Source organism: Komagataeibacter oboediens, from assembly GCF_003207815.1.
In the GTDB taxonomy this organism is placed as follows: Bacteria; Pseudomonadota; Alphaproteobacteria; order Acetobacterales; family Acetobacteraceae; genus Komagataeibacter; species Komagataeibacter oboediens.
In genome coordinates this window covers 1-20610 of sequence record NZ_NKTX01000036.1, presented here as the reverse complement: position 1 = coordinate 20610, position 20610 = coordinate 1, and the positions used below count along the sequence as shown (strand labels likewise).

At 58.7% G+C, this 20610-nt stretch carries 29 protein-coding genes and 1 pseudogene; 8 read left to right on the top strand and 22 right to left on the bottom strand.

What is annotated here, in order from left to right; all coding sequences use genetic code 11:
- The first annotated feature begins 224 nt into the window (after positions 1-224).
- On the top strand, positions 225-725 hold the full coding sequence (locus CFR80_RS12440) for a MucR family transcriptional regulator (protein ID WP_010516243.1): 501 nt from the start codon (positions 225-227) through the stop codon (positions 723-725).
- A gap of 540 nt (positions 726-1265) precedes the next feature.
- Here CFR80_RS12440 and CFR80_RS12435 read toward each other — a convergent pair.
- The 3 genes from CFR80_RS12435 to CFR80_RS12425 all read right to left on the bottom strand — a co-directional run bounded on the left by CFR80_RS12435 (position 1266) and on the right by CFR80_RS12425 (position 5678).
- Positions 1266-3260 carry a M1 family metallopeptidase gene (locus tag CFR80_RS12435; protein ID WP_010516242.1) on the bottom strand — a complete coding sequence of 665 codons (1995 nt, stop codon included), beginning with the start codon at positions 3258-3260 and terminating at the stop codon, positions 1266-1268.
- 88 nt (positions 3261-3348) lie between these two features.
- Positions 3349-4134, bottom strand: coding sequence for a sulfite exporter TauE/SafE family protein (locus tag CFR80_RS12430; protein ID WP_010516241.1), 786 nt, complete (start codon positions 4132-4134; stop codon positions 3349-3351).
- A gap of 554 nt (positions 4135-4688) precedes the next feature.
- Positions 4689-5678 carry a nucleoside hydrolase gene (locus CFR80_RS12425; RefSeq protein WP_042659012.1) on the bottom strand — a complete coding sequence of 330 codons (990 nt, stop codon included), beginning with the start codon at positions 5676-5678 and terminating at the stop codon, positions 4689-4691.
- A 165-nt stretch (positions 5679-5843) separates the two neighbouring features.
- On the opposite strand from CFR80_RS12425, the gene CFR80_RS12420 reads away from it, so the two are divergent.
- The 6 genes from CFR80_RS12420 (at position 5844) to CFR80_RS12395 (ending at position 11287) form a co-directional block, all read left to right on the top strand.
- Positions 5844-6098 carry a hypothetical protein gene (locus tag CFR80_RS12420; RefSeq protein ID WP_042659009.1) on the top strand — a complete coding sequence of 85 codons (255 nt, stop codon included), beginning with the start codon at positions 5844-5846 and terminating at the stop codon, positions 6096-6098.
- Between the two features lie 206 nt (positions 6099-6304).
- On the top strand, positions 6305-7480 hold the full coding sequence (locus CFR80_RS12415) for a cytochrome-c peroxidase (RefSeq protein ID WP_373636476.1): 1176 nt from the start codon (positions 6305-6307) through the stop codon (positions 7478-7480).
- 51 nt (positions 7481-7531) lie between these two features.
- Complete coding sequence (locus CFR80_RS12410; protein ID WP_232275950.1) at positions 7532-7840, top strand: hypothetical protein; 309 nt, start codon at positions 7532-7534, stop codon at positions 7838-7840.
- 68 nt (positions 7841-7908) lie between these two features.
- Positions 7909-9195: an Hsp70 family protein gene (locus tag CFR80_RS12405; protein ID WP_010516236.1), complete on the top strand. Its 1287-nt coding sequence runs from the start codon at positions 7909-7911 to the stop codon at positions 9193-9195.
- Positions 9196-9560: 365 nt separating this feature from the next.
- Entirely contained in the window at positions 9561-10304 is a 744-nt protein-coding gene (locus tag CFR80_RS12400) for a CDP-diacylglycerol diphosphatase (RefSeq protein ID WP_042659008.1), read from the top strand.
- A 182-nt stretch (positions 10305-10486) separates the two neighbouring features.
- On the top strand, positions 10487-11287 hold the full coding sequence (locus CFR80_RS12395; RefSeq protein WP_029329718.1) for an SDR family NAD(P)-dependent oxidoreductase: 801 nt from the start codon (positions 10487-10489) through the stop codon (positions 11285-11287).
- 21 nt (positions 11288-11308) lie between these two features.
- On the opposite strand, the gene CFR80_RS12390 is transcribed toward CFR80_RS12395, so the two are convergent.
- Both CFR80_RS12390 and CFR80_RS12385 read right to left on the bottom strand, forming a co-directional pair.
- Positions 11309-11821: a DUF3574 domain-containing protein gene (locus tag CFR80_RS12390; RefSeq protein ID WP_010516232.1), complete on the bottom strand. Its 513-nt coding sequence runs from the start codon at positions 11819-11821 to the stop codon at positions 11309-11311.
- A 379-nt stretch (positions 11822-12200) separates the two neighbouring features.
- Complete coding sequence (locus tag CFR80_RS12385) at positions 12201-12587, bottom strand: VOC family protein (protein ID WP_010516231.1); 387 nt, start codon at positions 12585-12587, stop codon at positions 12201-12203.
- 175 nt (positions 12588-12762) lie between these two features.
- Between CFR80_RS12385 and CFR80_RS12380 the strand changes: the two genes are divergently transcribed.
- Positions 12763-13452 (top strand): YfdX family protein, encoded by a 690-nt coding sequence (locus CFR80_RS12380; RefSeq protein WP_010516230.1) that lies wholly within the window; start codon positions 12763-12765, stop codon positions 13450-13452.
- Positions 13453-13507: 55 nt separating this feature from the next.
- Here CFR80_RS12380 and CFR80_RS12375 read toward each other — a convergent pair.
- The 17 genes and pseudogenes from CFR80_RS12375 to CFR80_RS19385 all read right to left on the bottom strand — a co-directional run.
- Positions 13508-13774, bottom strand: a pseudogene (locus tag CFR80_RS12375) (hypothetical protein); the annotation flags it as partial.
- Positions 13775-13805: 31 nt separating this feature from the next.
- The gene (locus CFR80_RS12370) at positions 13806-14561 is read right to left on the bottom strand and encodes a tyrosine-type recombinase/integrase (RefSeq protein ID WP_232272573.1); all 756 of its coding nucleotides are present in this window, start codon (positions 14559-14561) and stop codon (positions 13806-13808) included.
- 160 nt (positions 14562-14721) lie between these two features.
- The gene (locus CFR80_RS12365; RefSeq protein ID WP_083819134.1) at positions 14722-15006 is read right to left on the bottom strand and encodes a helix-turn-helix transcriptional regulator; all 285 of its coding nucleotides are present in this window, start codon (positions 15004-15006) and stop codon (positions 14722-14724) included.
- The gene (locus CFR80_RS19400; protein ID WP_010516225.1) at positions 14999-15169 is read right to left on the bottom strand and encodes a hypothetical protein; all 171 of its coding nucleotides are present in this window, start codon (positions 15167-15169) and stop codon (positions 14999-15001) included. The genes CFR80_RS12365 and CFR80_RS19400 overlap by 8 nt, the downstream gene beginning before the upstream one ends.
- Positions 15166-15342 carry a hypothetical protein gene (locus tag CFR80_RS19395; RefSeq protein ID WP_010516223.1) on the bottom strand — a complete coding sequence of 59 codons (177 nt, stop codon included), beginning with the start codon at positions 15340-15342 and terminating at the stop codon, positions 15166-15168. The genes CFR80_RS19400 and CFR80_RS19395 overlap by 4 nt, the downstream gene beginning before the upstream one ends.
- On the bottom strand, positions 15339-15851 hold the full coding sequence (locus CFR80_RS12360) for a hypothetical protein (RefSeq protein WP_146221645.1): 513 nt from the start codon (positions 15849-15851) through the stop codon (positions 15339-15341). The genes CFR80_RS19395 and CFR80_RS12360 overlap by 4 nt, the downstream gene beginning before the upstream one ends.
- Complete coding sequence (gene thyX / locus CFR80_RS12355; protein ID WP_258367793.1) at positions 15848-16513, bottom strand: FAD-dependent thymidylate synthase; 666 nt, start codon at positions 16511-16513, stop codon at positions 15848-15850. Before thyX ends, CFR80_RS12360 begins: the two co-directional genes overlap by 4 nt.
- Positions 16510-16791, bottom strand: a complete 282-nt coding sequence (locus CFR80_RS12350) for a hypothetical protein (RefSeq protein ID WP_110507473.1) — start codon at positions 16789-16791, stop codon at positions 16510-16512. The genes thyX and CFR80_RS12350 overlap by 4 nt, the downstream gene beginning before the upstream one ends.
- A complete protein-coding gene (locus CFR80_RS12345; RefSeq protein WP_110507472.1) occupies positions 16788-17177 on the bottom strand; it encodes a hypothetical protein in 390 nt (129 codons plus the stop codon). Before CFR80_RS12345 ends, CFR80_RS12350 begins: the two co-directional genes overlap by 4 nt.
- Positions 17174-17800 (bottom strand): hypothetical protein, encoded by a 627-nt coding sequence (locus CFR80_RS12340; RefSeq protein WP_110507471.1) that lies wholly within the window; start codon positions 17798-17800, stop codon positions 17174-17176. The genes CFR80_RS12345 and CFR80_RS12340 overlap by 4 nt, the downstream gene beginning before the upstream one ends.
- Positions 17787-17987: a hypothetical protein gene (locus CFR80_RS12335; RefSeq protein WP_110507470.1), complete on the bottom strand. Its 201-nt coding sequence runs from the start codon at positions 17985-17987 to the stop codon at positions 17787-17789. Before CFR80_RS12335 ends, CFR80_RS12340 begins: the two co-directional genes overlap by 14 nt.
- Entirely contained in the window at positions 17984-18862 is an 879-nt protein-coding gene (gene bet, locus CFR80_RS12330) for a phage recombination protein Bet (RefSeq protein WP_110507469.1), read from the bottom strand. Before bet ends, CFR80_RS12335 begins: the two co-directional genes overlap by 4 nt.
- The gene (locus CFR80_RS12325) at positions 18859-19305 is read right to left on the bottom strand and encodes a siphovirus Gp157 family protein (protein ID WP_258367792.1); all 447 of its coding nucleotides are present in this window, start codon (positions 19303-19305) and stop codon (positions 18859-18861) included. Before CFR80_RS12325 ends, bet begins: the two co-directional genes overlap by 4 nt.
- Before the next feature lie 20 nt (positions 19306-19325).
- Positions 19326-19499: a hypothetical protein gene (locus CFR80_RS19390; protein ID WP_181418222.1), complete on the bottom strand. Its 174-nt coding sequence runs from the start codon at positions 19497-19499 to the stop codon at positions 19326-19328.
- 76 nt (positions 19500-19575) lie between these two features.
- Positions 19576-19761 (bottom strand): hypothetical protein, encoded by a 186-nt coding sequence (locus CFR80_RS12320; RefSeq protein ID WP_019092192.1) that lies wholly within the window; start codon positions 19759-19761, stop codon positions 19576-19578.
- Complete coding sequence (locus tag CFR80_RS12315) at positions 19758-20054, bottom strand: hypothetical protein (protein ID WP_258367791.1); 297 nt, start codon at positions 20052-20054, stop codon at positions 19758-19760. Before CFR80_RS12315 ends, CFR80_RS12320 begins: the two co-directional genes overlap by 4 nt.
- 243 nt (positions 20055-20297) lie before the next feature.
- Positions 20298-20610, bottom strand: a 313-nt coding sequence (locus CFR80_RS19385; RefSeq protein ID WP_220032744.1) for a hypothetical protein, incomplete at its 5' end; no start/stop codon positions are given.

Below are 20610 nucleotides of genomic sequence, written 5' to 3'. Positions count from 1 at the left end.
TGCGTCCTCAACCGCATGGACATTGATCGCCTCGATCCGCATGCTCACACGACGGACAGCAAGGCATTGTCAAGCTTGAAAAACTTTCGGATCGGGCTCTAATGGGGGATATATAAAAAATACGCGGCAGAAGGCTATTATTGTGGTTGCATAATAGACACATGATTATTACTGATAGGGGAGAGAGGTCCCCGGACATCAATCGACAGAGGAAAGACCAGACATTGGATAATAAAGATCTTCCGCATACCGAACTGGTATCCATGACGACAGAGATCGTGGCGGCGCATACCAACCATAATACCGTTGGCATTGAGCAGATCCCCACCCTGATCGAAACGGTTTATACTGCGCTGAAGGGGTTGGGCGTGGAAAAGGCGGTCGAACCCGCCCCGCTTCAGCCTGCAGTGCCGATCAAGAAATCAGTATTTCCTGATTACGTGATCTGTCTGGAAGATGGCAAGAAGCTGAAAATGCTCAAGCGCCACCTGCAGACAGCGTACGGCATGACCCCCGAACAGTATCGTGAAAAATGGGGCCTGCCCGCCAATTATCCGATGACCGCGCCCAACTATGCCGCGCATCGTTCGTCCCTGGCCCAGAAGATCGGTCTGGGTCGCAAGGTCGTGGCGGAACCGGAAGCCCCCCCTGTGGAAGCTGCCCCGGCAAAGCCTGCCCGCAAGACCCGGCAGCGCCGCAAGAAAGCTGCTGACGCAGAAGCATAACATCAGACGTTATGACATAATAAATGCCCAGCCTGTTCGCAGGCTGGGCATTTATGTTTGTGGGGAATGGAAAAGAAAATTTCTCATATGTAATGACAAAGGAAAAGGCGCGCCCTTCCACTTGCCCATGTTGCATGTGGCCGGTTTTGTGGTGTCCGTCTTGGCAGCATGGCTTCATGTCCAGATTTCATGCACATGGAAGAAACGCCAGTAGACAGGGCAGGGCAGCCGATCTGTTTTGTTGAACTATCAATGTAACGATATGATACGCCATATATGGCTTTTCATTTTTGTGTTGTCCCCCATTATATATGGCGATCAGGCGGATGGAACCGGGACCATTCATTGGTCGAAAACTATCTTGAAAACCTGTTTACAAAATGATCGTCCAGATTGGATGAAGAGTTCCGGCGACGCCTGTTTCAAAGCATTGGAGAGCACCGCTTCCTGAAAAACGCGACGTCTGAAATTTTTCATCAAGTTCCATGGTCAAATATCGTCACAGGCCATGCGCACGCAGCTCCGCGTGGGATGACGGCTTTACTTCATGCTGCGTATATTATTCACGCGGTCCGGTTCGGGCAGGGTATGGTCCGGGTCAAGAACAGCCCGAAGGACGGGCGGGCCACCGGGAAAGGTCACCGTAAGCGTATCCGTCTGGTGCCAGCTTTCGGTGGGGATAACCTGATCGGCATGCGTACCATCATCATATTCCAGCCGTAGCGTTATTGGCAGCATGAGCCGACCCAATGTGCGTATGCTGACCTGCGTACCCTGCTGGGCGTCATTATTGATATAGGACAGATCGGACACTGCATAATCGGGCCAGTCATTTTCAAAATACCAGCCGCGCCAGAACCAGCCCAGATCTTCCCCGCTTTCACTTTCCATTACTCGGAAAAAATCCGATGGCGTCGGGTGGCGGTATGCCCATGCCTGAATATATCGCCGAAAGGCGGTATCGAACCGCTCGGGACCAAGTATCTGCTCACGTAGCAGCACAAGTCCATATGCGCTTTTGAAATATGAAACCGAATGCCGGTATTTTTCCGGTACCAGTTCGGCTGCTGTCATAAGGGGCGGTGCTTGCGGGTCCGTCAGGACAGGAATGATGTCATCCGCAGGTCGGCCGGTTTGTGGTGCGAATTCCGGGTCCTGTTTCGGGGCGTATTCCCCATGGTTGAAATGTCGGGATGCGTAGGCGTCAATGAAAGTATTGAATCCTTCATCCATGAATGCATAACGTCGCTCGTTGCTGCCCACGATCATGGGAAACCAGCCATGGCCGAGTTCATGGGTGGTAATCCAGAACAATGCTGCATCACGGTCTTTCCACCCGTCAAAGACAATACCCGGATATTCCATGCCTGCCCCATGCCCGCCGACATTGATGGCATTGGGCCAGGGGTAGGGGAACCATTGGCGGGAAAAGTATTCAATGGCATGCCGGACGTATTCGGTGGAACGGTCCCATGCCTGAGGGCCGCGTCCCGCGCGTGGGTAAACCGACATGGCCAGACGTGGCGCAGGCGGCATGCCGGGGGCGGGGCGAACGGGCGGCAGGTCCATTCGCGCCGCGTCCCACATAAAGGCAGGCGACGCGGCAAAGGAAACGTCGCGCGTGTTTTCCATGTGGAAATGCCACGTCTTTTCCCCTGCATGGGCCAGATGGCTGTCGGGGGCGGTCACGTCCTGCGCCGTGCGGATCATCACGGCTGCGCGGCTGCGGGCGGCCTGCGCCAGGCGCCCGCGTTCGGTCCGGGTCAGGACAGCGGCAGGGTTGAGCAGCGCGCCCGACCCCACCACCGTGAAATTCCACGGCACTGTGACCGCATAATCAAAATCACCGTATTCCAGATAGAACTCCTGCCCCAGATACGGCAGCGTGTCCCAGCCACGATGGCTGTCATAAACGCACATGCGCGGATACCACTGGGCGATTTCATATATGTCGCCATCCTCGGTTGGCGTTACCGCCGTGCGGCCGCCCCATGGCCCGGGGATGGTGTAATGCCAGCGGATGCGCAGGCGCAGCCTGTGTCCATGTGGCAATGGCGCACCGGGCAGGGCAAGCCGCATGCGGGTGTCGGATATATGGGGCTGGAGCGGTATTTCGTGTCCTTCATGAAGGATGGCGACTGAATCGAGTGTAACCCCGTCGGTCGTGCGCGCGTGGCGTTCGGGGTTGACGAAGCTCGCGCGGGAATGGGGGCGGTATATGTTCTGATCCAGTTGCAGCCACAGCGTATCAAGGCTGTCGGGACTGTTGTTGGTATAGGTCAGGGTTTCCTCCCCCGACAGGGCATGGGTGGGCGTGTCGATCCGCGCATGGATCACGTAATCTGCCCGGTTTTGCCAGTAATCCGGCCCTGGCAGGCCGGAACCCGAGTTATAGCGTGTCGGGGCATCCGGCAGGGTCAGGGTGTCAAAGATCCGTCGCATCTCCATTGCGGACACATCGGACGCCGCCTGCGCCCACGTCACACAGCAGTAGCCCATGCTGATGAGGATGAGTGCGTATTTTCCATATGCCATTCCCGTGCCTCCCGCCTGCCATGGTTGCGGCACGGTAATGGATTACGTCCCGAGTGCAAGATCCTGCCCCCGATACGTGTGGGTACCGTCAGACGACCTTCAGCCCGACGGTCACAAGGATCGCCGCCAGGATGAACCGCTGCGCCCGATCGGGAACCAGTCCGATGCACAGGCTGCCCAGTATGATGCCCGGTATGGAACCACACAGAAGCGAGGTCAGCAGCGCGACATCGATATCCCCGATCCACCAGTGCCCCATGCCTGCGATCGCTGTCAGCGGCACGGCGTGGGCAATATCGGATCCGACCAGCCTGCGGAGCTCCAGCCTGGGATACAGAAAGATCAGCGCCGCCATGCCGATGGCCCCGGCTCCCACGGAAGACAGCGTGACCATGATCCCCAGCACCGCGCCCAGCAGCGTGGTCAGCCGACCGGTCATGGCGGGGGATACGCTGCCTGCCTTCTGTCGCGACAGGGTCTGCAGCCGTTGGCGGAACAGGACGCTGGGCGCGGTGATCAGCAGGGCGATGCCCAATGCCACGGAAATCACATGCGTCACCTGTGCCGAAGGGCTGCCGGCCCAGTGCAGCATGCCGATTGTCAGTATGGTGGCGGGTATGCTGCCCATGGCCAGCCGTCCCACCACGCGCCATTCCACGGACTGGCGGCGGCCATGGGCCAGCGTGCCCACCGTCTTGGTCAGGGCCGCATACAGCAGGTCCGTACCGACAGCTGATTGCGGATGCACCTTGAACAGCAGGATAAGCAGGGGCGTCATGAGCGACCCGCCCCCCACGCCCGTCATGCCGACAAGGAAACCGACACCCAGGCCGGAAAGCACGTAAAGCAGGTTGATCGATTCAGGCAGATGCATGGCGTTCGGGCTTTATGGCTTGATGGTCATTGATCAGGGGTGTCGTCCATCCAGCAGGGAAAGGGCCGTCTGCCCTGTCGGTTTCTGATCGCTGCATATGCAAATTACACCAAAAAATAAGTGCTTTTCGGCACTTCTCCACGATTGTTTATGTGTAATTTGCCGTAAGCACAAGGCCGAACGGTGATATGGAGGGTCCATATTTTTGCACATAACCCGTGCAAATATGAAAATCCCACGTTTCGCGCACATGTCGGGACATATCACGCGGGCAGGCAGCAAAAGCCGATGTGGCACGGCCATGAACCGCTGCCGGGCTTTTCCAGATGATGATGGGGGAAGGGTGCCGATGCGTCCGGCTGAACGTATTGTTATCAGGTCAGGTGGGAATACGCTCCCCGTGGCGGCAGCAGGTGCGGGGCCACGCCTGCCCATGCCACTTGGGGGCAGGATACCGGACTATTCTCTGGTAACGCCGTTTCGGAACGTTTCAGGGGGCGCCGCCTGCCTGGCGGAAGGGGGCGCCCCCTGAAACATGCGGTCCGGAATGGCCGTCAGGGCAGGCGCGCCAGGTGGCCGGCCAGCAGGGACCACAGGCCATCGCTGTCCACATGCCTCAGGAAACGGGCATTTACGGGCCGGTCGGTCACGTGCCACCAGTCCACGGCCGTGGCGCCCTGCATCAGTGGACCATCGACCACCACCGATACATTGACCTCCCGCCCCGAAAACAGGTCGGGTGCCAGCAGCCAGCCAATGGTGCAGGGATCGTGCAGGGGCGCGCCATCCCAGCCATATTTTTTCAGGTCAAACCGTTCGGAAAAGCCCAGCATGCTGGCCGCTGCCTGCGCGCACCGCCCCGGCATGGCGCGCAGCTGTGCCAGACGGGGTGGTGTGACCAGGAACTGATGCGTTACATCCAGCGGCAGCAGCGTCAGCGGGATCTGGCCGTGCAATACGATATCGGCGGCGTCGGGATCGGCGAACATGTTGAATTCGGCATTCGGGGTAATATTGCCGCATTCGGAATAGGCCCCGCCCATGGCGACGACCTGTTCCACCCGCTGCGCGATATCCGGCGCCTTGACCAGCGCCATGGCAAGGTTGGTCATGGGACCCAGCGTGACCACCGTTATGGTGCCGGCAGGGTGCGCGCGGATCGTGTCGATCAGGAAATCTACCCCGTGCTGTGCCTGTAGCGCGATGGTGGGGGCGGGCAGGACGGGGCCATCCATGCCGCTCTGGCCATGCACATGCTCGGCGGTGATGGGGGGGCGACGCAGCGGGCGTGCGCAGCCCGCATAAACCTTTATGTCCCTGCGGTCCGCCAGTTCCAGGATCTTGCATGCATTGGTTGCCGTCTGCGCGACCGGCACGTTGCCCGCCACGCTGACAATCCCCAGCACCTCAAGGTGGGGAGACGCCAGCGCCAGCATGAGGGCAATGGCATCATCCTGACCGGGGTCGGTGTCTATGATGATTTTACGCCTGTTTTCGGGCAATGATCGTCTCTCCTGAAATAAGCCGGTCGATACTATGTCCATCATGGCCCCGTGTCAGCCCGCGGGACATGGATCAGCCATCATATCATGGCGGAGGTCAGTTTCCCCGCGCTGTCGCGCGCGGTCATGGGCTGAAAATATCCCCGCTGCGGCGAAACCCGTTTTCATCGTGCCCGTTGCATGCTGACCCATGAATGGAGACATGCCATGTTCATGATTGAGGAAACGGGAACACCACTGGATACCATTCCCTTCCGGCCTGCTTCGGTCGTGCCGCGCCCCCCCATCGATGATCCGGGCCATGACCCCGGGCAGGGTGAACCCGATGAGAAGGAGCCGCTGGACCTGCCCGAAGATCCCGGCCCGGATTATGATGAGGAAGAACCCATTGATCCGGACAAGGATGGACTGGTCGAACCATTGGAACCCGATGAGGAAGACGAAGGCCCCGTGGCGGACTGAACCGGCATGTTGGCGTGGGCTGCTCCGTTAAACGGGAAAGGGTTTTGACTTGATGGTTGGCGCATCGTAACATCGCGGCCTGCGTCATCCGGCCCTCCGGCCCCTGACGCCACGGCAACGGAGAGCGGAAACAGGTGCCTTCCCTGACATATCGGGTCATGTCACGCTGGGCCTGCCTGTTGCCTATCCTTCTGGTGCTGTTGTCCATGCTCCTGCCCGATGCCGGTGGGCGGGCTGGCGAAATTGTGGCCCTGTCGCGCCTGCAGGCACGTGCACGGGCGCAGGCCATGGCCACGCTGGGCCGGGACATGTTCCATGACCTGCGGCTGTCCTCATCGGGGCGCATGGCCTGTGCGTCCTGTCATGCGGACGGGCACGCCTTTGCGCAGGCCAATGACAGATCCGTGCAGGCTGGCGGCCATCGTGCCGTGCCGTCCCTGAAATACCTGCAGGACGTACCCCAGTTTACCGAGCATTTTTATGACTCGGAAGATGAAGCCGATGAAAGTATCGATAACGGCCCCACCGGCGGCCTGACGTGGGACGGCCGCGCCGACACCGTTCAGGCGCAGGCGGGCATCCCCCTGCTGTCGCCCTATGAAATGGCGAATGCCAGCAGGGCGGACGTGGTCCGCAGGGTCTGGGCCGCAGGCTATGGCGCACGTCTTGACGCATTGCTGCCGGCCGATAGCGATACGGATGCCCGCTTCGCGATGGTGGCGGAAGCCCTTGCGACCTACCAGCAGGATGAACGGCTGTTTTATCCATACACCAGCAAATACGACGCGGTGCTGGCGGGCCGGGCACGACTGTCCGCCCAGGAAGCACGCGGGCTGCGCCTGTTTGAGCAGGAAGACAAGGGAAACTGCGCATCGTGCCATATCAGCGCGCCGGGGCATGATGGCACGCCCCCGCAGTTTACCGATTACGGCTTTATCGCCCTTGGTGTGCCGCGTAACACGCATATCACGCTGAACCGTGATCCCGGCTATTTTGACCTGGGGTTGTGCGGTCCCGACCGCACGGACCTGCGCGACTACCCGGAATATTGCGGTCTGTTTCGCACGCCATCGCTCCGCAACGTGGCGACGCGACGGGTATTTTTCCACAATGGCGTCATGCATTCCCTGCGGCAGGCCGTGGCGTTTTATGCCCTGCGGGATACGCGGCCGGGGATGTGGTACCCGACCGGCGCGGATGGTCGCGTGCGCATGTATGATGATCTGCCTGCGCAGTATCACGACAACATCAACATGGACCCGCCCTTTGGGCCCCGTCCGGGCAACAGGCCGGCGCTGTCGGATGCTGAAATTGATGATATCGTTGCGTTCCTGCGCACCCTGACCGATGGCTACATCCGGCCCGATGACAGAACGCCGTGAGCGTCTGTCATCCAGTCCGCCCCGGCGCGTTGGGGCCGGTGGCATGCGCGTGTGGCTTCCAACCCGCGTGGTCTTGGGGTACAGCAGGCCGGTCGGGGGTACCGGCGCACGGGACAGGCGAGGGATCGTATGATGGAACAGAAACTCCGGGAAATTAACGGCGGCCGGACGCTGCTGATGAACGCGGGCGCTTTTTTCTGTGTCGTGGCGATGCTGGGGATCGCAAACCTGATCTGCCGCTTCGTGCTGCATACGGATGTGGTGTTCCTTATGCCGTGGCTGCTGGCGGCCACGGGGCTTTTTTTCTTCCTGCCTGCGCTCATGCTCTGGCTCATGACGGGAAAGCCGTCGGGGTCCTGAATGCAGAAGGACCACAAAACGCCCGCCAGCCGATGGACATGCGCACGGCACATGCCTATTGAGGCGGTATGTCTTCCATCGGATCCAATCGGGGCGTCAGGCTCGGCATAGATTTCGGCACGACCAACACTGTCGTGGTCCTGCTTGATGCGCAGGGGCGGCCATATCCCGCGCGGTTTTCCTTTCCCCATCATCCGCCTTCCGAAACCTGCCGCACCCTTTTGTGCCTGTGGCGGGAGGAGGGGATGCCGGGTCGATCCGCCCTGCATGAAGCGATCGGGGCGGCGGCAATCGACGCCTATCTGGAAGACCCGGCTGACAGTCGGCTGATCATGTCCATGAAATCCTATCTGGCGCAGGCATCCTTCCGTCAGACCCGCCTGATGGGACAGGTCATGACGCTGGAAATGCTGATCGCCAGTTTCCTGACATGCCTTACGCGCACGCTTGGCATCGACCCGGCCGATGTCACGGCCACGGTGGGCCGCCCCGTGCATTTCGCGGGCGAACGGCCAGATGATGCACTGGGGGAGCAGCGCCTGCGCGACAGTTTCCGCGCGGCGGGATTCCACCATGTTGACGTGGCGCTGGAGCCCGAGGCGGCAGGCTGGCATTTCGCACGACGGCTGGATGCGCCCGCAACCGTGCTGGTTGGCGATTTTGGCGGCGGCACCAGCGACTTTTCCATCCTGCGCTTTGATCCTGCCAACCTGCGCCACGCCACGCCGCTGGGCTATGCCGGTGTCGGCATTGCGGGCGACCAGTTCGATTACCGTATCATTGACAATGTCATTGCGCCGGAACTGGGCCGCCATTCCACCTATCGCGTCATGGGGGGGCAGCCGCTGCCGGTTCCGGCCGAATGGTATGCAAGCCTTGGGCGCTGGCACCGCCTGGCGCTGATGCGCACCCCCCAGACATTGCGTGATATCGCGGATGTCGCCCGCACCGCGTCCGAACCCGACAGGCTGCGCGCGCTGATGAATATTATTGATGACCAGCAGGGGCAGGCGCTGTATCGCGCGGTGGGAGCGGCAAAACGGGACCTGTCTACTGCCGACCGGGCGGTGCTGCGGTATGACCACCGTGACGTGCACATAAATCGTGAAATCACGCGCGCGGAATTCGAAGGCTGGATTGCCCCCGATCTGAAGCAGTTTGATGATGCGGTGGGGCTGGCGCTGGAACGGGCGCAACTGCCTGCTACCGCGATTGACCGGGTCTTCCTGACGGGTGGTACATCGTTTGTGCCTGCCGTGCGCGACCTGTTCAATCGACGGTTCGGGGCGGAGCGGGTGGATACCGGAAATGAATTCGTATCAGTTGCCGAAGGGCTGGCCCTGATCAACGCCTGAAGGTGAAATGAAATCATGAAGGTTTTTTGGTGAGGCTCTGTGCAAAAAGCTTCAGGACATGCCGCCTTGCCGAAAAAAACGTTCCGCCGAATTCTCCATGAATTTGTGGGCCATCCTGATCGGCTGCAGTCGTCTCCGGCATCCAGGAACAGTCATAATCCGCCCCGTCAGTGACCGTATGATCCGCGTCTTCATGAAGGGTGGAGAGTATGCCATGATCGGGCTGAAGGTCGGCGGTATTATCAATCCCATGGCGGCAGTGGGATGCGTGTGTGACAGCCCGTTTTCTGTCATGCCGTCCAGCTATGTCGCGACGGGCCGGGAAATGGGGGCATGTGCATGTGGGCTGAAGGCGGGGAAACGGGATGAAGAAGATCACATGGGCAATCGGTATCATGGCCGGGGCACTGGTCTGTGGCTGTATTGCCCGTGCCGGTAGCTCCCCCGATGTGCTGTGGCATATCGTGCACGAAAAATGCGCGGTGCAGGCAAATGCCGGACCGTGTGAGGAAACCGATACGCATGCCGGCTACGCCGTGCTGAAGGACCGTGTCGGGGTGGGGCAGTACCTGGTGATCCCGACGCAACGGGTCACGGGTGTGGAAGATCCCCTTGTTACGCGTCCGGATGCGCCGGACTACTTTGCCTATGCATGGCGGCAGACGGCTCGTGTCAATGGCAGGCTACCCCATCCGCTGCCGCCAGAGGATATGTCCCTGGCCATCAATTCGGCCTACGGGCGCAGCCAGAACCAGTTGCATATCCATGTTGACTGCATCCGTCCCGATATCAAGGTGGCGCTGCATTGGGCATCGCCACGTCTTGGGCGCGACTGGACTGACCTGCCACTTGCCGGGCATGCCTATCGTGCCCGTCTGATCAGTGTGGGGGACCTGTCAGGTGCGCGGCCCTTCGGGTTGCTTGCGCACGATCTGGCAGACCCGGCACGGGAAATGGGACAGCATACACTGGTGATTACCGCCGTCAGGCAGCCCGATGGGCAGACGGCTTTCGTGATGCTGGATGACCGTGTCGATATTGCCCACGGTGATCTTGCGTCAGGCGAAGAACTGCAGGACCATGAGTGCCGGATACAGCATTTTCCCTGATCCCGCAGGGCATGAATTTTATGCAGACAACCAGATAGGTCCTGTTCACATTTTCCTATAGTCGGCGCGCAGGGAACCCGTTAGGGCAGGAAGCCATTGTACTGTCCGGGCCGGGTAAGGCAGGACAGGCGTGCTGTCGTTTCTTTCTTCAATCCGGACCCGTTGTGACCAAGGAAATACATATGTCTGGTGTTCCCCTTTTATTTTCAGGAAAAGTAGCAGTGGTGACCGGCGCCGCAGGCAATATCGGCCTGGCGGTGGCGACCCGCCTGGCCAGTCAGGGCGCTGATCTGGCGCTGCTGGATGTTGATACGGCCAAGCTGGAACAGGCGCGTGCGACACTGCTTGAACATGACGTGCGCATTAATATCTATACCTGTGACGTAACGGATGATGAACAGGTCCGGCAGACGGTCGAAACCGTTGTGGCAGAACTGGGAAAGATCGATTTTCTGTTCAACAATGCCGGTTATCAGGGCGCTTTCGCCCCGGTACAGGAGTATCCCGCAGCCGACTTCGCCCGCGTCATGCAGATCAACGTATGCGGCGCGTTCCATGTGCTCAGGCATGTTTCACGGCATATGGTCGCGCGTAAATCTGGCGGGATCGTCAATACCGCCAGCATGGCAGGCGTGCAGGGACCGCCCAACATGGCGGCGTACGGGGCATCCAAATTCGCCATTATCGGCCTGACCGAAGTGGCGGCAAAGGACCTGGCCCCATACAATATCCGTGTCAACGCCATAAGCCCTGCCTTTATGGGGCCGGGCTTCATGTGGGACCGGCAGGTGGAACTTCAGGCGAAGGCCGGAAGCCAGTATTTCTCCACCGATCCCAAGGAAGTGGCGCAGCAGATGATCGGCAGCATCCCTATGCGGCGCTATGGCAACATTAACGAAATTCCCGGCGTGGTGGCGTTCCTGTTCAGTGATGATTCCAGTTACATGACCGGCGTCAACCTGCCCATTTCCGGCGGTATCTGACCGGTCAGTCCCGGCAGGCTGTCAGAACGAACTGCAGCCTGCCGTAATGGACAGCCCAACGGACTGCTGCTGGAAACGGGTGGTATAGGCCTGCCGGATGGCCGCGATGCGGTCGGACAGGTCAGGGATCTGTGGGGTGACAATCCAGATGATATGGCTGGGTTCATGCCCGACCCGTCCTGTTTCACGATCCTGCCACTGTCCGTCTGCCTGAAACACCGACAGCCCGGCGGGAAAACGCGGCGTTACAGTATCGCGCAGGAAATCATTCCATTCCTGTTTCGTAATTTTTTTACCGTGCGGGCGATACATCCCGAACATAAGCGATACCCGCAGGCCCATCTGGCCATGTACCGCAGTACAGGTCGATCCCAGCATGTCGGGTGCGGCGGCAGGCGGGGCCGCTGTCGGCAGGGTACGTGCCATGGTGGCGTGTGCCCATCCTGGTATCGCCAGTGCCGCAAGCACGACCGGCATGAAGCGCCGGTTATGCCGCCGCGATGACATGATGGATGGAACGGTCTGGCGCGTCATTGTCTATTCCGATGTTATTCAGGGGCTTGTTACGGAAACAGGATAATATGTCCTGCGCCCCTTGACCAGAGTATCAGGATGACGCGACCCATCGTGATAGTGCATGGGTTTTTTCCCACCAGCGGGTGGTCATGCCTCTGTTTCATGCACGTCAGGGCGTGCAGGGCGAACGCGGGAACACGATATGTCCGCTCAGTACCTGTTTCAAAAGACGAATAATGAAACAGTCCACACGTCCTGAAGAGATGTATGGTGAAGGTTTTTCAAATATCTCCAGAAAACGTCGCCTTTAAAAAGAATGGCGACGCCCGGAAACCTTCATATTTCATCACTATGTTATTTTTTTATACCTCTTCCCCAATGCAGGGACCATATGGCGTTATGCTGGCGGCACGCGATACATGGCGCACAGCTTGTTACCGGTCGGATCGCGCAGATAGGCAAGATAGAGGTCGCCTGATTCATGGTGACGGATGCCCGGCGGGTCTTCGCACGTTACGCCGCCATTGGCCACGCCCGCTGCATGCCACGCGCGCACGGCGTCTTCCGAATGGGCGTGAAGGCCGATCGTCCCGCCATTGGCGGCGGTTGCAGGCTGGCCATTGACCGGTTTGGTCACGATCAGGCGGCCGGTGCGATCGGCATAGACCAGACGCCCCTTGGCATTGATTTCCGACGGCGGCACATCGAGGGCTTCAAAGGTGCTGTCATAGAATTTTTTCGAGGCTTCAATATCGTTCGAACCGATGACGATATGGGTAAACATGAAAGTTTCCTCTGTTCTGTCCGGATGTGATCATGGCATAGCCCACGACGGGGCGGCAACCGCGTCACGGCGGGGAATAGGCATGGACCGGGGAGCAATTTTTTGTAACAATACCGGATGGGATCAGCGATCGGGCTGATCAGTGACCTGACATGTTTGCGAAAAAAGGAAAATCATGCGTCTTATTGCTTCACTGGCCGTCGTGACCGGACTGGTTGCAGCGCCACTTGGCGCGCATGCGGCATCGCTGCATACGGACTGGGAAAAATACAAGGCAACCCGTGCGTTCAATCATCTGTCCGCTGATGGCCAGCGCGCGATGGCTGATATCCTGAATGCAAAGCAGATCCTGGATGCAGGCCAGACCGATGCCGCCATTCCCGCGCTGTATGACGCGACAAAGCGCCTGACCGCCGCGGGCAAGGCAAATGGCAAATTCATGGCCGCTGAAAACAGCCTGCAGCCAGCCCCCCAGCATCCCGCCCCCAGCGGGCATGTAGCAGGCACGACGCCGGTCGCGTGGGTGCCGGTTGGTGGTGAAGTCATTGGCAGCGAAACACTGGCGCCGGAAAAGAAGGCCGCCATTTCCACCGCCAATGACCAGCTGAAGGCAGGCAAGACCCAGCAGGCCGCGCAGACGCTGCAGGTCGTGGCGGAAGATGCCGACTTCATCATGGCGATCGCACCGCTGGACCAGACACTGGGCGCGGTCAACCGTGCCACCGTCTTTACCGAGGCGCGCCACCCGCAGGACGCATCGGCAGCACTGCAGCAGGTTCTCGACAGCCTTGTCTTCGTATCGGAAGACTTTGCTGAAACGGCCATTCCCGATCAGGGGCAAAAGCAGGCCCCGACCGGTAAATAACCGGCCAGCCCGACCGGGCGTCCCGCCATGTGCAGGGACGCCCGGATACAGGGCGTTATTCCTCCCCGCCCACTTTTTTCTTCTTGCGTTCGGCATCCACGCTCAGGCGCTGGAACACGCCAAGGGATATGACAATCATCGTCGCCACCACCAGCAGGCTGGCGGGATACAGGATATCGGATGGCGCGCCGGTATTGGTTTCAAAAACACCAACCAGTCCTTCTATGAATACCGCGATGATGATGGTGGTAATGAATTTGGTCAGGCTGGCACGTGCTTCGCCCAAGCTTTTCTTGCCACTTGTCTGTATGACCTCCTCTTCGAAAATGCATTAATTTAGATAAATCAACGACTTATTTTTCAGTTTCTTGCGGTTTCCAAAAATCGGTTTCCATGCGGTTTACAGCCCCTTTCGCAAGTCGTTCCTGATCTGCAGACAGGGTATAATGCTGGACCATGGCCAGAGTTTTATGTCCAGTAATGGCAGCGATTTCATGTGTGGTGCACCCAGCTTCAGCAAGGAGCGTGGCAGCCAATTTTCTCAGACCGTGAACATTCAGACCCTTGGGAATTTTTCCTTCTTTCGCTGCATTATACATTGCTGTTGATAGAACCCCAGGTTGCCATGGAACCCCAGTTCTACTGGTCAGAATATATGGAGATGGTCCTTTCCACTTCTCCAGATTGGCAGCCAGCGCCGGATGGATCGGAATCCTTAACTGCACTCCGGTTTTCTGCTGATGAACATGGATAAAACCTTCCCGGATATCGTCCCATTGCATCCGGCATAAATCTCCCCGCCGCTGTCCTGTAAAAACGCCTAAGACAACGACACGCCACAGAGACTCATCCAGTGTCTTCTCGGCCTGCTGGACGGCATCTTTGGTCCATGCCGGAAGTGATCCCCGTGGCAAAGACGCAATCGACATTGCGGGGTTTATGTCTACCCATTCCCGGCTTATGGCCCATCCAAAGAAGGTTTTGGTGATTGATAGAAACCCGTTAGCCGCTCCATGGCCGCGACCTGATGCAATGCTATCCCTAATATCAATTAATATCTTGCGTGTTATGTCACGTAATGGCTTTGCTGACAGCTTTTCCATTTCCATCAGGTATATACGCCTATTTTCTCGCGTCTTTGGACTGATGCGCGAAAACTCTGGGCTGGAATAATATAAGCTGAGGACATGCCCAACGGTTCCAATCGACGACCCTGCCCTAACCGCCTGACCTCTCTTTTTTGGATATCGGTATTCCTTAACCGTTCCGTCAGCCAGTCGCTTGCGAACGACCTTTACGTCTCCCGTATTGTCGGTTTTCTTCGCAAATTTTGGCAACTGTCGCGTCCATATCCCTTGATGTTGAAATTCCGGCACGCTTGAGCATCAGCGCATCTACGGCGTGAATATCCCAGCGTGGAGTTTTGGGGCCAAGGTGGTAACTGGGCTGGGGAATTTTTCCCTCAGCCACATACCGAGGTAGATTGCGCGGTGTTGTATCCAGCCGTTTGGCGAGAGATGATGGCCCTACCCACCGTTCGAGAAGGTCACCCATTCCCCACCTCCACCACGCGCCCACTCTCCACCAACGCGCGCCAGGCCTGCGTACGCGCCGCGACAATCTCCCCGCGCCACCGAAGGAACACCCGGTATCGGTTCTGGGCGACCAGTTCCAGCGGTTCAGTCAGGCCGCCAGCCACGCGCAGATTGTAGGTCATGCCACCTCCCCAGCAATCACGCGCTCAACGTCCCGCTCGATAGCGGCGCGAGAGATGGCCCGAGACTGCCCTACCAGTTTGTCGCGCAGAAAAATCCGCGCGACGTTGCTGGTGCATTCCACCCGGTAGCCTTTGTAGAAAAAGCCGAAATGGCTGTCAGTGCGGAGCCTCATGCCGCCTCCCGCCGCGCGATCTCGCGCTTGATCGTCTTGACGGCACTCTCTGCCGTATCGGCAGCTCCATTGTGATCGGCATACTGAATGTCGTTCAGAGCAAACAGCCGCCACTGATCCAGCGTGAAAAACACCTCATCGGGAATGTCGCCGGTAGAAGCGCGCTGATTGGGTTCAGGATCATGGGCCAGCCAGTCCTCAATGAAGTCCACGGCCTTCCGAAGATCCGTAACAGCATCCTGCTCCGACCCCTTCCGCCCGCATCGATAGACATACTGCCAAGCCTGCGCCATGTCGCCAGACAGGTAGCGGCTCACATCCCATGCCTGAAATTGCCCGGCCTGGTAGTGTGCTCCGCGTGTTGCGGGTGTGCCGTGGATGCTGTCGAAGCCTTCAAGCCATTCCCCGCGATATGTGCCAAAATCAACGTCAGTGGGCACCTCTCGCGGCGCTCCACGCTCAGCGGCCCGGCGGCCGCGCTGGTAGGGGGTGTGGGTTTGTTCGGTCAATTTTCGTCCTCCCGGCTCGGGATAAGGTCGGCAATATCGGGGAACTGCTCGCGCAGGATATCGGCCACGTCGAAGGCAATTTCCCGGTGCTCTTTCTGGGTTTTCCGCTCACATCGCAGCGCGCAGTAGTGCATCCATGACCGCAGCGTTCCGGCCATGTAGAGGCGTGATGGGGTCATGCCTTCGGGCAGTACGGCGCGAGCCACCTCTTTGGCGATGCCGTGCTCCAGCGCCCAGCTATAGGCGTCATCAGCGGCGATATTGACGCGGGCCTGCATATCCTCCCATCCGACCGCCAATTCCTCATCATCCGTCTCGATGCTATTCTGCCGGTCCTTATGGTCCTGCAATCGCGCCTCACGTAACACGGCAAGGTCATCCACCACCGCATAGCGCTGGGAGAACTCCTGAAACGAGAAGGATCGATGCCGCAGGATCTGACGTGCAATGTCGCGCGTAGTATCGATCTCCATAGTCAGAGATATCATTTCCAGAGGCGACCACTCCCGGCGCTCAACCAGAAACCGCAGCAACTTTGGCCCGGTTTCATGGTTCATCTGGTTGGCTGTGCTGGACACGCGGGCGCAGTAGGCGAGAAGCTGGGCCGGGGTATCGACGCCTGGCACCACAGACTTGGTGATGCCTGTCAGGGTTACGGTCACTGTCCGTTCTCCGCGTTCATGGCCGCGTCAACATATCGGATGGCTTCATTTATATGCGCCACGGTATGCCGGCCTGATTTGAACAGGAGACGAACATGAGTCCGCCACCGCTGCGCATCACGAATATCCGTAGCCATCTCCGCGCGCTCCAGTTCACGCCCGAGCAGGATGGCGGCATCAATCGTCTCTTGAGAGAATGCATAGGAGGCTTCTTTTTTGCCTCCTTCATCCATCATTACCACGGCAAGGTCGTCGATCTGTTCTTCCCGACTTCTCACGACTTCTTCCCTTCATCGTCGGTTAGGGCGCGGATGGCGACGGCACATTCATCTGCGGCAAACATACGTTCCTCAAATGCCACGACATCCACATCATTTTCCGCCGCGTCACCCAGTGCGTAATAATGAACGCTGATTTCCTGAGCGACTTTGGCAGCCCGCCCCCGCTCATCCTTCCGCATCTGCGCGAGTTCGGGTGGCGTGAGGACCGGACCGCCGTAAATGCACCTTTGAGCGCACAGTTCAGGTGACATAGTTCCGTCACCCCACATTCTTGTTTTCCCATTCCAAAGGTCTAATACCCACATGTCAGGGTAGTAACGACCAGCAAGCCAATACCACCCACTCCGCTCCGGCTGATCTGGCAGGCCGTTCCAGTCGCTCATCCCGCCGCTCCTTCGTTGAGGGCTGTCAATTCAACAAGCGCACTCTGGCGTATGCTTTCTTCATCAGACAGAAGCGAAAGGCAGATATGGGCCAACTGGTGGACAGACTGGGCATCTTCTGTCTGTTCCAACTCGTGAGCCGCATAATCCAGCTTTGTCAGGACTGGGCGAAGGAGCGCCTTTATGTCGTCGATCTCCGCATCCTTCTCCGCCGCCACACGGGCAACCTGCGCCTCCATGTCGGTGCGGCGGACCAAAGGAACCGGCCAAGGATCGCCAGCAGAACGATATATGTTCGTCATGGGTAAACGCTTATCGACAAACAGGTTAGATTTGTCGGGGACGAAGCCAACCGTCTCCACATCCGCGCACGGCTGGATGGGGCCATATCCCGAAAGAATGGCGGCAACTACACGATCCGCCATATCACGGAATGCCTGCAATTCTGATCCGATCAGATCAGTTTTGGGGTCAGAGCAATCCACAATAATCGAGACAATCTTATCTCGCTGCTCATCCGTCAGCCGCCCCGGCACAAGATACATCGGTGTTTCGTTCGTCATAATCATCTCTTCCAAAGTAATCTGCCGCGCGTCGTGGATCAGTTCGTCAGAACCACACATTATCAGCCCCCACGATCTGCTCGAACGCTTCCCATGGGGTCAGGCCGTTATCGCGGGAAATGTGCAACCGGCGCTTCTGGCAAAGGGTGAGGGGCGCGGAGTTGTGCGCCCTCATGTGAAGTTCGACCTGCTCCATCCACGTCAGCCGGGTTGCCAGGTAGTCGGGTTCGGCAGCGTCGGAGATCATGCCACCGGTTCCTCAACTGGCGCGCTAGCCAGTTCTTCAGCCTGTTGGCGTTCGGCCTGCGCGACTTCGCCCATGCGCTCACCAAGCATTTCCTGAACACGCTCAATGGTTTCCGGTGCGATGGGACGACCAGCCGCCTTGGCCTTTTCAATCGTGTCGTTCCACTTCTGCCACAAGGCATCCACGCATGCGATATTACGGCAGTCGGCCAACTTGTTCTCGAAATAGGCAATGTGGTTAAACGGGCGCTGTTCAACCTGCCGGGCCTGCGGCGTCAGGTCTACCGTCTCGCCAGAAAAGTCCTTCCCAGACATTTCATCATCGGTATTGGTGCCCCCTGTCTGCTCCGGAAAGGCCATGCGCAACGCCTGCGCTTCAGTGCATTTCGCAAGCTGGCCATAAGCCCGCTTCTTCCACATGGCGTTTGGTGCCTGTGTATCGCGCTTGGCCGTTGCATAATTCTCCAGCCAGAACTCTTTCGCCGTGAACTCACAAATCTTGCCATGCACAAGGCGGCGCACCGTCACCCGACACCAGGATGGGAACGTAACCTCTATGCCGCTGAGGGTTGCTGTCTTGTCGGGGCCGAACTCAGGCTCGGACTTCCCGACATATTCCCCCGTGCGTGCGGCTTCTGTGCGGTAAAGAGCAATGCCAGGCATAATCACATCGACCATGCGTCCGGCATCCTTGTTCCAGATAGGAACGATATGCACAGGCTTTTTCATCACATCTAGACCAGCGGCCCGGCAGTAGCCCATTACCATCATCACGGACGCATCGGCAGCACCGGGGTAAAGGCTATTCTTGAGCACGTCCATAAGTTCACGTTCAGTGACCTGCGTGCCATTCTGGGTGGTTACTACTGCGTTCATGCTGCAATTCCTTTTTTGCCACGGATCACGAGGCGCATCGCGCCGCCGTTGCTCAACGTGGCTCCTTCAACTTGTTCGCCCCGCTTAAGGGCCTTGGTCAGTTCGGCTCGGTTCAGCTTGTCCGGCTGCGGCTCGAACAGGTCGGGGCGCGCGGCGCGCAGGGCCTTTTCATCAGTCACAGTCAAAGATTGAGGAGGGGTAGATAGGCTCCCAGTATGGTGATCACCAGCGAACGACAGGACGCCAGTATCTTCCATTTCCATGACAAGGGCCTGTCGTAGCGCCTTTGCCTGCGCCTCACTCTCCTTCGACCACAACTCCAGCATGGCGATCTGTTCCAAAGCGATCTGGTCCATGTTCGCGCCGGGTGCTTTGGACGCTACACGCGAGGCGTTGAATGTCTTAATGGCCGGGGCAATTTGCTCGACGTAGATCTTGTCCATGACTGCTGCGAGGTCCGCCATCACACACCCCCCTCAACAAACGCCACCCTCTGCCCACCCGGCAGCCACACGGCGTTGTAATCAGGGAACGGCCACGCGGGGATTTCCAGATCGTCACGCACGCGGCTGTCCCAGTTCCCGCCATACTGTTCATTCAGACTGTTTACCAAAGCCCGACGCTGTTCGTATGTCACAGCCCCTTCCTCCCCAAATGGTTCATCATGGTGCGCCGGTTGACCCGGACGCGCTGGTGTTCTGTCAGGGTGAAGGTCATGGCAGTTCTCCCGCCAAAAAGGAGTGGCTTTTGCGGGCCTTGCAGACGTGCGCCAGATCATCTTCAAGGTCAGCCCTGATCTCGGGGCGCGTTTCCCGTGCGATGTCGCGGCGCAGAACGATCTCCGCACGCGACAGGCCCTCATAGATGTTGTCGAGGGGCTGCTCGTATTGGCTGGTCATGCTGCGCACTCGATCCGCTCGGCCCGGCGCATGTCGCCCCGGTCAAAAGCGGCATCCGACCGTTCTTCGGCCTCGATGCGCTCGACCGCTTCCGGGAAATCCTTGATCGCCTTGCTCGCCATGACGATTTCATCATCCAGAGCGCCGCCATACTTGCCGCCGGTCATGTCGCTGACATCGTGGAACCGGGCATCAATCCCACGCGCCTGATCGCGCAGGGCAGCCAGAGACGCGCGATACTCACATAACCTCTGGTATTCGTCCTCAACCCATGCGGGCCAATCGCCGCCCATTGCACGATCAATATCAGCCTGCGAACAACCGTCAGGAAGATTACTGCACATAATCAATTCCTCTCATTACTTGGAAAATACTCGGCCAACTCGGCCAGACTGCCGGGACCGCAATCCCGGTGGCCTGGGCGTGTCAGGGCATTACGACAGTGGCGAATGCGTAGAACACCGTGCCCAGAAGCATGACACCGAGGATGGCCATGCCGAGAAAGCGGGTTAGGTGGTTGTCGGGGACGGGAGGCATTACTTCCTCACCACTTTGCCGTTTTTGATGGCATAGAGAACACCAGCCTCAATACCATCCTCGCCTTCGTAGATATTGATAAAGCGATTGCGGTTGCCATCGTGCCATACCAGAGATGCCGCGCCGCCTTTGCCAAGACTGACTGATCCGTGTCGGCCAGCGAATGCGACGGTGGTATTCTCCCCAGAACATACGATCTGCGCGCCGTAGCCCGAGGAACCGATCCGCGCGCCGTCGCCCGAGGAACCGATCCGCGCGTTGTCGCTCGAGGAACCGATCTGCGCGCCGTCGCCCGAGGAACCGATCTGCGCG

What these genes read in the sequence shown, in the direction of transcription:
- CFR80_RS19400 (WP_010516225.1), bottom strand. Translation starts at nt 15,169, where the DNA reads ATGACCTACAATCTGCGCGTGGCTGGCGGCCTGACTGAACCGCTGGAA.
- CFR80_RS12385 (WP_010516231.1), bottom strand. Translation starts at nt 12,587, where the DNA reads ATGTTTACCCATATCGTCATCGGTTCGAACGATATTGAAGCCTCGAAA.
- CFR80_RS12365 (WP_083819134.1), bottom strand. Translation starts at nt 15,006, where the DNA reads ATGGGTGACCTTCTCGAACGGTGGGTAGGGCCATCATCTCTCGCCAAA.
- CFR80_RS12370 (WP_232272573.1), bottom strand. Translation starts at nt 14,561, where the DNA reads ATGGAAATGGAAAAGCTGTCAGCAAAGCCATTACGTGACATAACACGC.
- CFR80_RS12435 (WP_010516242.1), bottom strand. Translation starts at nt 3,260, where the DNA reads ATGGCATATGGAAAATACGCACTCATCCTCATCAGCATGGGCTACTGC.
- CFR80_RS12425 (WP_042659012.1), bottom strand. Translation starts at nt 5,678, where the DNA reads ATGGACATAGTATCGACCGGCTTATTTCAGGAGAGACGATCATTGCCC.
- CFR80_RS12395 (WP_029329718.1), top strand. Translation starts at nt 10,487, where the DNA reads ATGTCTGGTGTTCCCCTTTTATTTTCAGGAAAAGTAGCAGTGGTGACC.
- CFR80_RS12345 (WP_110507472.1), bottom strand. Translation starts at nt 17,177, where the DNA reads ATGAGCGACTGGAACGGCCTGCCAGATCAGCCGGAGCGGAGTGGGTGG.
- bet (WP_110507469.1), bottom strand. Translation starts at nt 18,862, where the DNA reads ATGAACGCAGTAGTAACCACCCAGAATGGCACGCAGGTCACTGAACGT.
- CFR80_RS12400 (WP_042659008.1), top strand. Translation starts at nt 9,561, where the DNA reads ATGAAGAAGATCACATGGGCAATCGGTATCATGGCCGGGGCACTGGTC.
- CFR80_RS12340 (WP_110507471.1), bottom strand. Translation starts at nt 17,800, where the DNA reads ATGTGTGGTTCTGACGAACTGATCCACGACGCGCGGCAGATTACTTTG.
- CFR80_RS12390 (WP_010516232.1), bottom strand. Translation starts at nt 11,821, where the DNA reads ATGACGCGCCAGACCGTTCCATCCATCATGTCATCGCGGCGGCATAAC.
- CFR80_RS12420 (WP_042659009.1), top strand. Translation starts at nt 5,844, where the DNA reads ATGTTCATGATTGAGGAAACGGGAACACCACTGGATACCATTCCCTTC.
- CFR80_RS12415 (WP_373636476.1), top strand. Translation starts at nt 6,305, where the DNA reads ATGCTCCTGCCCGATGCCGGTGGGCGGGCTGGCGAAATTGTGGCCCTG.
- CFR80_RS12320 (WP_019092192.1), bottom strand. Translation starts at nt 19,761, where the DNA reads ATGACCAGCCAATACGAGCAGCCCCTCGACAACATCTATGAGGGCCTG.
- CFR80_RS12335 (WP_110507470.1), bottom strand. Translation starts at nt 17,987, where the DNA reads ATGATCTCCGACGCTGCCGAACCCGACTACCTGGCAACCCGGCTGACG.
- CFR80_RS12325 (WP_258367792.1), bottom strand. Translation starts at nt 19,305, where the DNA reads ATGGACAAGATCTACGTCGAGCAAATTGCCCCGGCCATTAAGACATTC.
- CFR80_RS12380 (WP_010516230.1), top strand. Translation starts at nt 12,763, where the DNA reads ATGCGTCTTATTGCTTCACTGGCCGTCGTGACCGGACTGGTTGCAGCG.
- CFR80_RS12405 (WP_010516236.1), top strand. Translation starts at nt 7,909, where the DNA reads ATGTCTTCCATCGGATCCAATCGGGGCGTCAGGCTCGGCATAGATTTC.
- CFR80_RS19395 (WP_010516223.1), bottom strand. Translation starts at nt 15,342, where the DNA reads ATGAGGCTCCGCACTGACAGCCATTTCGGCTTTTTCTACAAAGGCTAC.
- CFR80_RS12430 (WP_010516241.1), bottom strand. Translation starts at nt 4,134, where the DNA reads ATGCATCTGCCTGAATCGATCAACCTGCTTTACGTGCTTTCCGGCCTG.
- CFR80_RS12315 (WP_258367791.1), bottom strand. Translation starts at nt 20,054, where the DNA reads ATGGGCGGCGATTGGCCCGCATGGGTTGAGGACGAATACCAGAGGTTA.